The 13,368-nt window shown below is 51.2% G+C and carries 10 protein-coding genes and 1 pseudogene; 6 read left to right on the top strand and 5 right to left on the bottom strand.

What is annotated here, in order from left to right; translation table 11 throughout:
* The first annotated feature begins 3 nt into the window (after positions 1-3).
* From BM025_RS03300 to BM025_RS03280, 5 genes are read left to right on the top strand one after another with little or no spacing between them, the layout of a single operon-like run.
* Positions 4-1,185 carry a branched-chain amino acid ABC transporter permease gene (locus BM025_RS03300; RefSeq protein ID WP_211753551.1) on the top strand — a complete coding sequence of 394 codons (1,182 nt, stop codon included), beginning with the start codon at positions 4-6 and terminating at the stop codon, positions 1,183-1,185.
* Positions 1,185-1,961: an ABC transporter ATP-binding protein gene (locus tag BM025_RS03295; protein WP_085847937.1), complete on the top strand. Its 777-nt coding sequence runs from the start codon at positions 1,185-1,187 to the stop codon at positions 1,959-1,961. Before BM025_RS03300 ends, BM025_RS03295 begins: the two co-directional genes overlap by 1 nt.
* Before the next feature lie 4 nt (positions 1,962-1,965).
* The gene (locus tag BM025_RS03290) at positions 1,966-2,673 is read left to right on the top strand and encodes an ABC transporter ATP-binding protein (RefSeq protein WP_085847938.1); all 708 of its coding nucleotides are present in this window, start codon (positions 1,966-1,968) and stop codon (positions 2,671-2,673) included.
* Positions 2,654-3,820, top strand: coding sequence for a M20 family metallopeptidase (locus BM025_RS03285; RefSeq protein WP_085847939.1), 1,167 nt, complete (start codon positions 2,654-2,656; stop codon positions 3,818-3,820). The genes BM025_RS03290 and BM025_RS03285 overlap by 20 nt, the downstream gene beginning before the upstream one ends.
* Complete coding sequence (locus BM025_RS03280; protein ID WP_085847940.1) at positions 3,817-5,091, top strand: amidase; 1,275 nt, start codon at positions 3,817-3,819, stop codon at positions 5,089-5,091. The genes BM025_RS03285 and BM025_RS03280 overlap by 4 nt, the downstream gene beginning before the upstream one ends.
* Before the next feature lie 555 nt (positions 5,092-5,646).
* On the opposite strand, the gene BM025_RS03270 is transcribed toward BM025_RS03280, so the two are convergent.
* A complete protein-coding gene (locus BM025_RS03270) occupies positions 5,647-6,675 on the bottom strand; it encodes a siderophore-interacting protein (RefSeq protein ID WP_090875180.1) in 1,029 nt (342 codons plus the stop codon).
* Between the two features lie 488 nt (positions 6,676-7,163).
* On the opposite strand from BM025_RS03270, the pseudogene BM025_RS03265 reads away from it, so the two are divergent.
* Positions 7,164-7,331 (top strand): annotated as a pseudogene (locus BM025_RS03265) (helix-turn-helix domain-containing protein); the annotation flags it as partial.
* Positions 7,332-7,374: 43 nt separating this feature from the next.
* Here the strand turns inward: BM025_RS03265 and BM025_RS19705 are convergent.
* The 4 genes from BM025_RS19705 to BM025_RS03245 all read right to left on the bottom strand — a co-directional run bounded on the left by BM025_RS19705 (position 7,375) and on the right by BM025_RS03245 (position 13,222).
* On the bottom strand, positions 7,375-7,455 hold the full coding sequence (locus BM025_RS19705) for a topoisomerase DNA-binding C4 zinc finger domain-containing protein (protein WP_425287520.1): 81 nt from the start codon (positions 7,453-7,455) through the stop codon (positions 7,375-7,377).
* A gap of 537 nt (positions 7,456-7,992) precedes the next feature.
* Entirely contained in the window at positions 7,993-9,336 is a 1,344-nt protein-coding gene (locus tag BM025_RS03255) for an HlyD family type I secretion periplasmic adaptor subunit (RefSeq protein ID WP_085847944.1), read from the bottom strand.
* Complete coding sequence (locus BM025_RS03250) at positions 9,333-11,117, bottom strand: type I secretion system permease/ATPase (RefSeq protein ID WP_085847995.1); 1,785 nt, start codon at positions 11,115-11,117, stop codon at positions 9,333-9,335. Before BM025_RS03250 ends, BM025_RS03255 begins: the two co-directional genes overlap by 4 nt.
* Positions 11,118-11,200: 83 nt before the next feature.
* Positions 11,201-13,222, bottom strand: coding sequence for a hypothetical protein (locus BM025_RS03245; RefSeq protein WP_085847945.1), 2,022 nt, complete (start codon positions 13,220-13,222; stop codon positions 11,201-11,203).
* Between the last annotated feature and the right edge of the window lie 146 nt (positions 13,223-13,368).

Below are 13,368 nucleotides of genomic sequence, written 5' to 3'. Positions count from 1 at the left end.
AAAATGCAAAATAAAACAAACTCTGATGTACGCTGGATGGGGATGCCGGCTTTGGCGGTCGGTCTTATCGTGATCGTTGCGATCGCACTCTTTGGATGGCAGTTCTTATTGGCTGAATCTGAACTTGCGGTGCTTGGCATGGTCGCACTTGCGGCTATGGCGGGCGTGACGTTAGGGAAAACTGGACTTCAAGCCAGCATGTCTGCCGCGATGCGCGGCCATGCGCGTAGTATGAATATTGCTATTCTTTTGGCACTGGTATCCGTGATCTTTTTGTTGGGACAAGAACATTTCCCACTGCTCATGCTGACAACGACATTGCTCTACATGACTGTGGCCTTTGGGCTGAACGTACAGTTTGGCTTGACTGGCATGGTGAATTTCGCAGGCGCGTCCTTTTTCGGTGTCGGGGCTTATACGGCAGCCGTTTTGACCAATCACGGCGCGGTTCCTCCGCTTCTTATTTTGGTTGCTGGTGGCGTACTCTCAGCATTGATTGGGTGCTTGTTGATCGTGCCCGTGGTGCGGACTGCTGGACATTATTCTGCTGTTGTCACCATCGCTTTTAGCGTCATGTTCAAGACCTTTTTGGAGGTCAATGATGTGTTGGGCGGACCGCAGGGGTTGATGGTTGGCCCGATGAAAACCTTTGGCTGGGATTTCAATTCTAGCCCAGTGTTTTTGGGGCTCGAGATGTCCTTTTATGTCAACTACGCGCTGCTTGGCGCTGGACTGGCAGCTCTTGCCTTTATGTTTGTGCAACGCCTTGAACGCTCGTGGATTGGTTTGACGCTAGATAGTGTCCGACTTGATGAAACGGCATCTGCATGTTTCGGGTTGAATGTTGTTCGTGCAAAAGTACTGGCATTTACATTCGGTAACGTTCTGGTCGGGGTCGCCGGCGCGCTGTATGGCATGATGATCAGCTTTATCGCACCAAACAGTTTCAGTTTTTCCGATAGTCTTTTGATGGTCGCAATCGTTCTTTTGGGCGGAATGGGAAGCCTCTGGGGGACTGCTTTGGCAGCCGTCATCGTGGTGATTTTGCCTGAGAAACTACAAATCATCCAAGAATACCGCTTTTTGCTCTTTTCTGTCGTCGTGATCCTTGTGCTGCTGTTCCGGCCAGAAGGCTTAATACCGCGCAAAGTGCGCAGTTACTTTCCCAATTGGAGACCGGAATAATGACCGACGTGCTTCTTGAATTTAAGGACCTTGGCAAAAACTTCGGCGGCGTTCGCGCGCTGGACGGGTTTGATATGCAGGTCAAACGAGGAGAAATTATTGGTCTTATCGGGCCCAATGGTTCAGGCAAAACCACTAGTTTTAACCTTATGACGGGCATCTACGCGCCAAGTCAGGGGGAAGTGCACTTTGACGGGGCTGATATTACCGGAATGAGTGCGCGCAAGGTGTATGAAGCAGGTATCGCGCGCACATTTCAACGCTCGCGTTTGTGCCTGCCTTTGTCGATTTATGACAACATCATGATTGGCAATCACGCACGATTGAACACAGGGCTTTGGTTTAATTTATTCCAACGCCGTGCGCTGCGTGAGCAAATCGAAGAGTTCTACACACAAGCTCGCGACCTCGTGGCGGGGTTTTCCACAGACTTGGCTGATCGGATGTTCGAGCCAGTTGGGTCCCTGCCCATGATCGAACGCCGTCGGATTGAGATTTGCCGTGCGTTGATTTCTGAGCCTAAGCTATTGTTGCTCGATGAGCCATCCGCAGGGATGACACATGATGAAACGGCTCAGATGATGGATGATATTTTGGCTGTGCGCGAGCGTATGGGCGATCTATCGATCATTATTATTGAGCACGAAATGGGCGTGATCGAACGTCTGTGCGATCAATGTGTCGTGCTCAGTTATGGCCGAAAAATTTGCGAAGGCAGCTATGCGCACATTGCGGCTGATTCCGAAGTTCAAAGCGCATATTTGGGGATGGATTGATACAATGAGCTCTATCAAAATTGAAAATCTCTTTGCGGCCTACGATAAGGCCGATGTCTTGATGGATGTTTCGCTAGAGGTGTTTTCGGGCAAGATCACATGTTTGTTGGGCTCGAATGGCGCCGGAAAGTCGACATTGATCCGATCAATCCTTGGCTTGACGCCGCCACGCTCGGGCCGCATTTTGGTCGATAACAAAGACATCACGAACATTGCCACCCACAAAGTTGTCGCTGAAGGGATCGCATGTATTCCTGAAGGTCGGAAAATGTTTCCGAAGCTCACCGTGACTGAAAACCTTCGACTTGGTGCCTTTCAGGTATCAAATGAGGCACTCATCCGCGAACGCTTGGACAAAGTGTTCACTTCATTCCCTCGATTGGCAGAGCGCCGCGATCAGCTGGCGGGCACGATGTCTGGTGGCGAACAGGCGATGGTGTCCATTGGTAGAGGGTTGATGGGCGGGCCGCGTATTTTGTTAATTGATGAGCCGTCTTTGGGTCTGTCGCCTCTTTATGTCAAAGAGAATTTCAAGATTATCGAGGGTATTCGCAACAGCGGCATCACGGTGTTCTTGGTCGAACAAAACGTACGTCAAACGCTTGCGATTGCCGATTATGGCTACGTTTTGTCAGGTGGTCATGTGGTGGCTCAAGGCACAGCCGATGAATTAAAAGAAAACGAGGACGTCTATGCTGCCTACTTTGGATAAGGTCGATGGCCAGAGCGATGTGATTGATGTCGTTGATTTAACGCGCCATTTGGTTCAGTTTGATACGATCAATCCGCCGGGCAACGAGCGCGCGTGTGCACAAGAGCTACAAAAGCTTCTTGCTGACGCTGGATTTGAAACCGACCTGACGGATATGGGCGAGGGGCGTGCCAATTTGACCGCCTATCTAGGAAATGGTTCTGGTGCGCCATTGGGATTTACTGGTCACCTTGATACGGTGCCTTTGGGCGCGCAGACTTGGAAACACGATCCATTTGCGTGCACCATTGAAAATGGTCGGCTGTATGGTCGTGGGACCACAGATATGAAGGGAGGCGTCGCGGCTTTTGTCGTTGCTTGTCTTAAGCATGCAGACATTTTGCGCAATGGCCCTGGGGTTGTGTTGTTGATTACCGCTGGCGAAGAAACCGGTTCTGATGGCGCCATAGCTATGGTCGCACAAGGTGTTTCACATATTCCAGGCGCGCTGGTTGTGGCTGAACCCACGTTAAATCGCCCGCTCGCAGGGCACAAAGGTGCGCTGTGGTTGCGGGTGGTGACCGAAGGCAAAACGGCACATGGGTCAATGCCTGAAAAAGGTGTGAATGCTGTGGTTAAGGCTGCAGATGTAATCCAAAAACTCGTCGACTTTGATTTCAAAGTGCCGCCGCATCCTGACATGGGCGCGCCGACCTTGAATATTGGGACTATATCTGGCGGATTAAATCTAAACTCTGTGCCTGATCACGCCGAGATTGGGGTGGATATTCGCAGTGTGGCAGGACTGAAACACGAAAATGTACGTGCAGATTTAGCGCATCTTTTAGGGGACAGTGCGCGCATTGAACCGATCATCGATTTGCCGTCTGTCTGGACTGACACCGATAATGCTTGGCTTGGGCAGGTTTGTGACGCTGTGGCCGATGTGACAGGAGATAGGCCTCGTTTGGGCTGCGTGAGTTATTTCACTGATGCTTCAATTTTCACACCTGCCTTTGGAAACTTACCAACAGTCGTTTTAGGACCTGGAGATCCGGCTGTTGCGCATATGACTGATGAATATTGTGAAATCAAAAAGCTGCAAGAATCGGTCATAATTTATGCCGAAATTATGCGACGTTGGAGCATTAAAGGCCTATCGGTATGATCGATGAACCACAAACGGCGCTTGAGGTTCTCGCAGCATTCGATGCGGGTACTTTGACGCCAGAGATGTATTTGGACGCCTTGTTGGAGCGTTGCGCTCAGATCGAGCCGGATGTTCACGCATGGACTTATCTCGATCCACAACATGCAAAAGCCGAACTCGCAGGGGCAAACCGGACAGGCATTTTGCGCGGATTGCCATTGGGTGTGAAAGATCTATTCCACGTCCGCTCCATGCCGCGTGGGTGTGGGTCGCCGATCTATGCGGGTGAAATCTCTGCTGTTGATGCGTCTGTTGTTACTCTGGCGCGTTTGGCTGGCGGCTATGCTATGGGTAAGACGCAGACCACAGAGTTTGCCACGTATACGCCCGCGCCCACGCGCAATCCTATGTCATTGGCTCACACGTCTGGTGGCTCATCTAGTGGGTCGGCTGCCGCAGTTGCAGCAGGTATGGTGCCTTTGGCGTTTGGTACTCAAACGGCGGGGTCCGTGATCCGGCCTGCCGCGTATTGTGGTATTGTGGGATACAAACCGAGTTTTAATCTCATCGATACATCTGGCGTGAAAGAGTTATCCCGAAGCTTTGATACAATCGGTGTCTTTGCCCGCAGCGTGTCTGATGCAGCTCTTTTGGTCGACGCTGTGACTGGTCAGTCTTTTCTGAATGCAACAAAAGGTGCCGATGCGCCCTCTGTGCTGGGTCTGTGCAGGTCTCCGGTTTGGGGTATGGTTGAACCAGATATGCAGAACGCATGGGATGCTTTGTGCGCCATGCTTCAGACCAAGACAGTCGTCCGCGATATTGTCTTGGACGACCGTTATGAGCGTGCAATCGAGGCGCACCCAAAGATTATGGCGCAGGAGGCCTCTCAGGCGTTGGCCTATGAACGGGAAAACCATCCTGAGCTGTTGAGCCCAGCTTTGAAGAGCATGCTGGATGAAGGGCGTGCGCGTTCAGATGTTGAGCAACACGCAGATCTACAAAATATGTCTCAGCTGCGACATTGCTTTGAAACCGATTTAGGCGACACCCCTATTTTCATCACGCCATCTGCACCGGGGGCAGCACCACTTTATGAAACGGGGACCGGTTCACCCGCGTTTAACCGCCTGTGGTCCCTTTTAGGTGGGCCTTGTGTCACGGTTCCGGGCCTCAAGGTATCTGACGGACGGCCTTTGGGGGTGCAGGTCGTCGGCCCAATTGGTTGGGATGCAAAGGTTTTGAATGTGGCCACTTGGCTTGCAGATATTCTTGCTGGTTTTGACTAAACGTATTGAAAACAGATGATTGCCGAGAAAAATCGGATATCATCATTAGGCTTTAATCTGAAAGTTTATCTGTCGCAAGAATACAGCCATTCATTATTTGGTGGTATAGGTCTGGTTTCTACAGTGCTGACCTTTGTGCAATGCGCAGCGCATGTCGGGTTTCCACCCGTTGTGTCGATCGACGTGAACGGCTGATTGTGTTGAAAAACGCCTATTTGGTGAGTTTGGACCAAATTTGGCAGAACAATATTCCAGTCATTTCTGTATTTTCCGCCCCCCCCTGCCGGTCGCTTTTCTGTCAACGCAGAACAGTTTCCTAAGTTTTGAAAATTAGCAGTTGCAGCAAAGAGTTCTCTGCCAACCCCTCTCACCTTAATAAAGCCAGTGAAATCGGAATGGTTTAGAACTTTGTTCTGCCAAATTTGACGTCACAGCGCAGTAAGGGGGGGGTCAACAGAATTCGCCTCGAGTGTCGATCGACACGAACGGCCATAAGCAAAAACTCATCGACCAGTTCTTACCGTGGAACTTTAGAGCCTGAAGCAACGCTTACCTTTATCCCGCCATCAAGCCTGTTACTCCGCGCCGCCAGTAGGCTGCGGCAAGTGTCTGGTCACGAGTGAGGCCTAGATTCTGACGCCAATGCGTTCTCAAACGGCGGGCAGCGACATCTTCGGCGGCGAACCAGCCAAAACAATCCAGATCATTTCGCCATGGCTCTGCTATCAGCCGATCCGCCAAGGCCAAGCTGGTGCCCGCAGGGGCGTCGCGGCGAAACAGCCACTCCACATTGATCTTCGTACGATTCTCTATCGGCTGGACATCAGCTTGCGTGGCAACCTCGATACAAGCCAGTCCCGTCGCAGTCTCAGGCAGTATTTCCAATAGTCTGGCAAGCGCGGGCAAACCCGTTTCGTCCGCCCCTATAATGTAGTGTTGAGCATTCCGGTTTATTGGCCGCCCAAGTGGGCCAAACATTCCAACCTGATCGCCAGGTTTCGCAGACAAAGCCCAGGCTGATCCTGCTCCAGAGTCTCCATGCGTGACCACATCGATATCAACCCAAGAGGCGTCAGTATCAATGGCACGGACCGTATAGACCCGCGACACGGGTTTTCGCGCTGGATCAGGCCAATCTGTCAACCCATCGGGTCCTGCCACGGGCCAAATAGGGTCTGGCACAGAGGAGCAAGGCAGCAACAGTCGTACATGCATATTTCCAAACTCTTCGAATCTGTTCAGGTCTGAACCATGTAATCGCACACGTTTTATTCGGGCACTCAAATCGCTAACCTTTTCAACTTCCATCAACCGAAATGGTGCGAGTTCTTGATCGTGCGCATGATCTCCAGTCCAAATAATTTGAGGTTCATCAATCTTGGCGTAGAGCTTAAAGGCCGTCGCGAGCAGATCCTTGATGCGGGCCAAACCCGTCGCATCTGTGGCCCCACCCTCAACCGTAATTTGATCATCACATCTCGATATAGACAGCCAACCGAAAGTCCAAGACAAGCGGAACTCTGTCTCGTTTTGTAACTCGACCGTAGCCCGAAAGCTTTCTAATCGGCTGCGTATTTTTTCCATATAGGTTGCATGTTGCGGCAATGTCAGGCGACAAGAACAGTGTAATGGATATGTCATTTCAACCTTCGAATTTCTTGGTGACTGCAACATGTTGGAATAGCCGCGTCAGAACATGCGGCGCAGCGCTTGAAAAACATAAATGGGATGGGTGATATTTAGCCATGGCGTGCCCTTCTGCCTGACGACCGTCAGGAGTGATCTTGAACATTTCGGGAATAGCGGGCTTTGTTGAAGGCTGGCTTTGACCTTAATCTCAAGTCCTATCAAAAGAGTCAATTTAATGTGCTGGATTTGCTGTGACGCTCTGCTCCCTGAAAATTGGACCAGTTTGAAATAGAGTTTTCTGCTTTACCCTTTCGGCAGAAAAAAGGAGTGGATGCGATGAAAACATCCAAATTTACGAACCTGCAGAAGGCGTTTATTTTAAACCCCGGACTGTAGATATGTACGGACTCTCTGGAGACTTCCTGTAAATTCCCTAATTTGGGATGGAGGAAGTATTCATGACGAACGAAGAACGCGACATTCAACGCAAACTTAAAGTGCTCCAGCACGCCGAGAAGATCGGCAATGCCCGCAAAGCCTGTCGATATTTTGGGATCGGCAGGTCCAGTTTTTATCGTTGGCGTGATGCTTACCAAAAGCATGGTGAAGCAAACGGACATCCCTCCGAGCCAAAGGTCAAGTACCTGCATTTTTTTAAACTTTTTCTTTGCCATTGCATCGCGGGAACTTCACGCAGCTCATAAACTTTCCATACCGTCCTCTGCGCTTGACCAACCAGCCATCAGAACAGCTTGGACAGGGCCGATAAATCTCACCGCAGGAACATATTGCATCACCTTTGTCAGACTTTCTGGCTGGAAGCCCTGTGTCGCATGCTTCGCAAGCGGGAAGCGTGTTGCCGCAGAGCCCCGCTTAAGCCCCCATTTGTTCGAGGTGACTGGCTTATCCAGCCCAGTTCTGAGTTTCGGTGACGCGGATTGACCAAGCCAATTTCCTTATGCTTTTCAGTCATTCGTGGAGGGCAATAGCTGTCCAAGCTGGGACAAGTTGGTTCTGTGATGTGTGCTAAGACGACCAAATCTGGTCGTTGCCTGCAGCTAGAAGAGCGATTGCAGTACACACATAAACCGCTCAAATTAATCCCGACAGTCCGACAAAAATGCAGATTGAAAAGTTATTCTCATGTTCTTAAACTAAGATAAACCTCGTGGCTTTGGGCCCGAAAAGAATAAGTACGCCCCCCGCTTGAAATTCTGTATAAACTCGTCGCTCACGAGAACCGAACGGTGCAAGCTTATGCTCCATTGATACCTAGCTTTCCTTAAATGCACGCTGCATTGAATCCAAAACAGGTTTAATCAGGTATTGTGCGAATGAACGTTCAGCCGTTTGGATCATCACCTGCGCAGGCATTCCAGGAACGGGGATAAAACCTGACACGCGTTCAAGCTCGGAAACGGGTAGAGAAATACGAACCACGTAGACTTCACGCGCGACTTGTCCATTTTCATCAAGGATGGCATCGGCGGAAATGTAGAATACCTTCCCCTCCAGTATAGGGGTTGTTCGCTGGTTGAGTGCCGTGAGTCTCACCGAAGCTGACTGGCCCGACTTGACGCTATCGATGTCCGTTCTCGCGATCATTGCTTCAATGATCAGCGGGACATCCGTGGGTAGTATTTCGGCTATGATCGCGCCGGCTTCCACCACTGACCCGGGGCCGGAATAATTTAAACTGACCACCGTTCCCGATACCGGCGCTTCGATCACGATGCGCTTTAAGATCGACTGTGCATCCCGCTCGCGCTCGCGCACGGTGTCGAGTTCAATTTGAACTGACTGCAATTCGTCGAGGGCCGCCTGTCGGTAAGTATCGATGGTTTGCGATTTTTGCGCTTCATATCGCGCTTTCATTTCAAGGGACTCTTCGATCTCAGCTTCAATTTGGCCGAGTTCCCCTTCGGCATCCGCAACTGCGCGCTCGACCGCATTCAATTCACTGCCAATGATAAGACCTCGGTCCAATAGCAAAATCTTCCTTTGACGCTCTTCATCAAGAAGCGCTATTTGACGCTCATAGGAGTGTTTTTGTGCGCCATACCCTTTGGCGCGCGCGTCTAAAACGGCGATATTTTGTGTGATGAGAGCGAGATCATTTTCCAATCTGGATCGAGCAACTTCAAAGGACAACAATTGACTGTCCATCAATGTGGCGACCTCGGGGTCAATGCGCGCGTCCAGTAATAAGCGTGGAAAGCGAACCTTTGTTTGCGCCTCGTATTCGGCGAGCAGTCTCGCCTCAATGGCTTCAAGTCTTAAACGGCGCAAAAACAAAGCGCGTTGATTTGACTGGGCCGTGGTTTCATCCAGCCGCAGCATTGGGCTGCCCTTCATCACTTCGTCGCCCTCGGCGATATTGATCTCGGAAATGATCCCGCCTTCTAGATGTTGCACCATTTTGTTGCGCCCTGTTGCAACGAATGATCCTGGCGCGACAACGGCCGCGGCAAGCGGAGCGGTAAAGGCCCAATATCCAAATCCACCGATGGCAACAATTAAAATTGTCAGCCCTGTGATAACTTGTACGCGTATCGAGCGGGGAACCTCATGATCCCATGGCTCACTTGCGTCGATTGTGGCGGGCAACATGGTCATGCCAAAGCTCCTTCTCCAGATAGTTCTTGAGCAGCCGCAAATTTTTCAGCCGCAGCTTTTCGACGTTTTTCAAGTTCTCCAAGAACTTGATTGCGCCAGCCAAACATCGAGATATTGCCATCAGCGAGCATCATGATTTTATCGACAGCAGTAAGGATCGACGGCTTTTGAGTGATAACCACTGTGGTAATGCCGTTGTCATGTGCATGGCCCAGCGCGTTGATCAATGCTGTGTCGCCAGCGGCATCAAGGTTGGAATTTGGCTCATCAAGAACGAGAAGTTTGGGGTTGCCAAAGAACGCACGTGCCAACCCGATGCGTTGTTTTTGGCCGCCTGATAACGGCGATCCGTCAGCTGCGACAACAGTTTCGTACCCTTGTGGCAAGCTCGCAATCATATCGTGCACATCCGCCAATGTCGCCGCGCGATGGATCGCCTCGTCACTGGCATTCACACGCATACGCGCGATGTTCGCTTTGATCGTTCCGGGGAAAAGCTGGACGTCTTGAGGTAAGTACCCAAGCGTTTCGCCCAGTTGCCGTGGCTCCCAATTGCGCAAATCCATCAGATCAAGACGCACGGCGCCAGAGGTGGGGCGTACAGATCCGACCAACATTTTACCCAATGTCGTTTTTCCGGCACCAGAATTTCCAATAACGGCAAGCGTTTCTCCTGCGTCCAAGCTGAATGTGAGAGCATTAAGAACCACACTTTTGGTGCCAGGAGGAACAAACAAGAGCCGTTCGATATCCAGACGCCCTTCTGGTTTGGGCAATCTCAGCTTGTCATTGAGTTTTGATGTACGGTTGAGCAATGACGCGACGCGCTGATACGCGCCCTGCGCCAGCAAGAACCCATTCCATCCTTCGATAGCCCCTTCGATTGGGGCCAATGCACGGCCAGCCACAATGGAGGCAGCGATCACCATGCCCCCAGTGATTTGCCCATCGAGGGCAAGGAACGCGCCCCAACCGAGCATCCCGATCTGCGCAATCATGCGCAGCATTCGCGAAATGGACGCCGTTAGAATATTGCGGTCTTGCGCCTGCACTTGGGACTTCAACGACTGCGCCGTGTCTGCCCCCCAGATCCGCACCGCTTCTGGGATCATTGACATAGCGTTAATGATTTGGCTGTTGCGCGACATACTGTCGAGATGGACGTTGGCACGCACTTGCGCTTGATTGGCGGCTTGAAACCCCTTTGATGTTAGCTTTTGATTGATCCACGCCATAATGGCCAATGCAATTGCAGTGACGATAACGATGAGCCCAAGGTGCGGATGGATCAGGAAAATCACAAAGATGAAAAACGGCGCGAAGGGAACGTCGAGGAACGACAACAGCGTGCCAGATACAATGAACTGGCGCAGTGTTTGCAAATCGCCGAGCACCTGATATTCGCGTCCGTTGGAGTGCAGCGATGCTTGCGCCGCTGCCGACAAAACAGGTGCCCCCAGTCGTGACGCCACATCAACAGCAGTGCGCATCAACGCCAGACGGCGGATGGCATCAAGCAAGGATTGTAAAATAACCGCCCCTAAAATGACGGCCGACAACATGACCAACGTATCCACAGACCGAGATGTCAAAACGCGATCAGAGATTTGGAATAGATATATAGGCACCGCCAATACAAGCATGTTTGTCGCTGCGGTCATCAGAGCGACAAAAACGAGATTGGTCGTGACGCGGCTATAAATCGAACGAAGCGTTTTGGTGTGATCTTCTGGTGTGATACGGCGGTGAAAATCTGCGGTGGCTTCGTTGGCCCCACCCATTCCACTCACATCGGCCAGTTTTGTTCCTTGTTTGTCAGTCACGGCAATTCTCCCATAAAAATCGCTAATTAAATCTTTTTCGCTCAAGAAATCATTGTGTTGAGCGTATCAAAACATCCAGATTGGCACCCTTCAACGCCATAGGCATCGGTGCCTGTCGCCTCATCGAACGTGGGTGTGCCATCAATCATTCCGTCAACAAGAAATGCGACAGCCTCAGAGGCCAGCCCGCTGATGTCCGTGTCACCAAAATCTAGCGAGCCAGCGTCAGTGTCGTACATGCCAGCCTGAAAAATCACGACGTCGGAATATGCGCCGCCACTGGCCATGATGTCGCTGTCCAACCCCATAACGTTGAGCGAGGCGCTATTGGCGAGAATGTTGTCACCTGTGCGCAGGTCAAACTGTGAGAATTCTGCGTCTTCATGTGCAAAGAGCTGGATGAGGTCGGCGTCTGCAAGGATATTGATCTGTGAGAGCGTCGTGGACATGACGTAATCACCCTCGACCGCCAGAACTCGCGCGATTTGCGTCCCGTTGAGGCCATCCAATCCGTCTAAACGGAAAGGGTTAAATTCGCCCGCGTTCAGGCTGCCCAGCGCACGCGATGCATCGCCTGTCATATCGACAACAGAGTCAATGCCCGTGATCGAAATCGCCGCTTCGTTCCAAAGCAGATTGCCTCCGGTTAAGATCGACCCCAGCGTGCCATTTGCAGCCACCACAAAATCATTATCAAGCAAAACGTTTGTTTGGCTGATTGAAGTGGTTTGGATCATGTTTCCACCGACCATGATGACGTCATAACCATGCTGAAAGCCGTTCAGCACCGCACTATTAACGGCCGTGTTCTCACCCATCGAAATATCCACGGTGTGGAATACCTGTTCGTATGTGATGACGTCATTGTCGGAGACCAAATTGATCTGAACGATCTGTGAGGTGAACACTAAATCACCGTCAAGCGTGGCAAGCGCATAGCCCACCGGCCCGCCGGTATGGACGATGCCGTTTACGTCAACAGCAGAGGTCGGGGCGTTCGACGTATATGAAATATCGGCGAAATTCTCGACTGTGCTTGGCGCAGCATCTGCTACCTCAGCGACGTCGCTTATCACAAGATCCCTGTTGCTTTCGACATTGATCTGCGAAATTTTGACCGTAGAGGTGTAATCCCCCCCAACGATGAAAACTCCTGCATCCGGTGCGATACCGCCCAAGACGGCTTCGTTCACCAGCAAATTATCTCCGGTGGAGATCTCCTGTGGTACGGGTGTAAACGGCTGATCGCTAGAGATTACAATGTGATCAATGATAGTATCACCGGTGACGGAACGGCCTTCATTGACCTCAGTCTCTGGGTCTAGAACTTCGTCATCCGTCAACCGTTCCAATCGTGCATCAAGAGCGTTTGGAAGTGTTTCAGGTGCATCAACGATTTCGGCACCATCAAGAACCAAAATTCCGCCATCTTCGGCGACAGCATCAAAAACATCATCTTCGTCAGTTATGCGTGACATGTGGACATCGGATAGTGCCTCAATGGGCTGATCTGATGGCGTGCCGGACGCGAAATTGTCTAGCGCATCTGCAACTTTAGCCAGCTGCACCAACAGCGTATCGAGCGCTTGGGGAGAGGCGTTTCGTACCACGGCCTCGGGCAAATCAAGCGGACGAACCAAAAGTGTATCGTCATCTAAGAGCGTATTGGTTTGGGATACGATGGCAGCCCAGCTGTTCGCAGGGGGCAAAGTAAAAAGCATCTGGCCTTGCCCGGAATGCACCACCGTCGAAGCGCTAGAATAGAAAATGTTGATATTGTCGTACCCAAACCCACGGAAGATATCACTGTGGGGAATATCGAGGCTCATGGCATATGGATACGGTACGCTATGCCAGATCGGCACATTTATTTGCGGGTACATATCGATGAGTGAAAGAGGAGAAGAGACGCGGACGTTAACATCCAGCAGGTCTGCAGGCTCATACTGTGCCGCTTGTTGCGCGGTAAATTTATCATAGTCCATCCGAGTGAGGAGCGCATCGATTGCTTGATCGAACTGACCAATGAAATGGGCAATTGCCTCAGAATTGCGATCCAGCATAGTCTCCTCCTTTCTATGGATGTGGGTTTTTGGGGAACCTCTTTGGTGACCTCCTATGAGAGGTCTTGCTGTCAGGCGTGGACTAAACCCAAGATGGGTTGTGCAGCACAGGGACAGAAAAGTGGCGCGCCCGCTCACTTATGGGA

Origin of the sequence: Pacificibacter marinus (genome assembly GCF_900109555.1) — a bacterium.
Classification (GTDB): domain Bacteria; phylum Pseudomonadota; class Alphaproteobacteria; order Rhodobacterales; family Rhodobacteraceae; genus Celeribacter; species Celeribacter marinus_C.
This window is presented reverse-complemented; position numbering and strand designations above follow the sequence as displayed.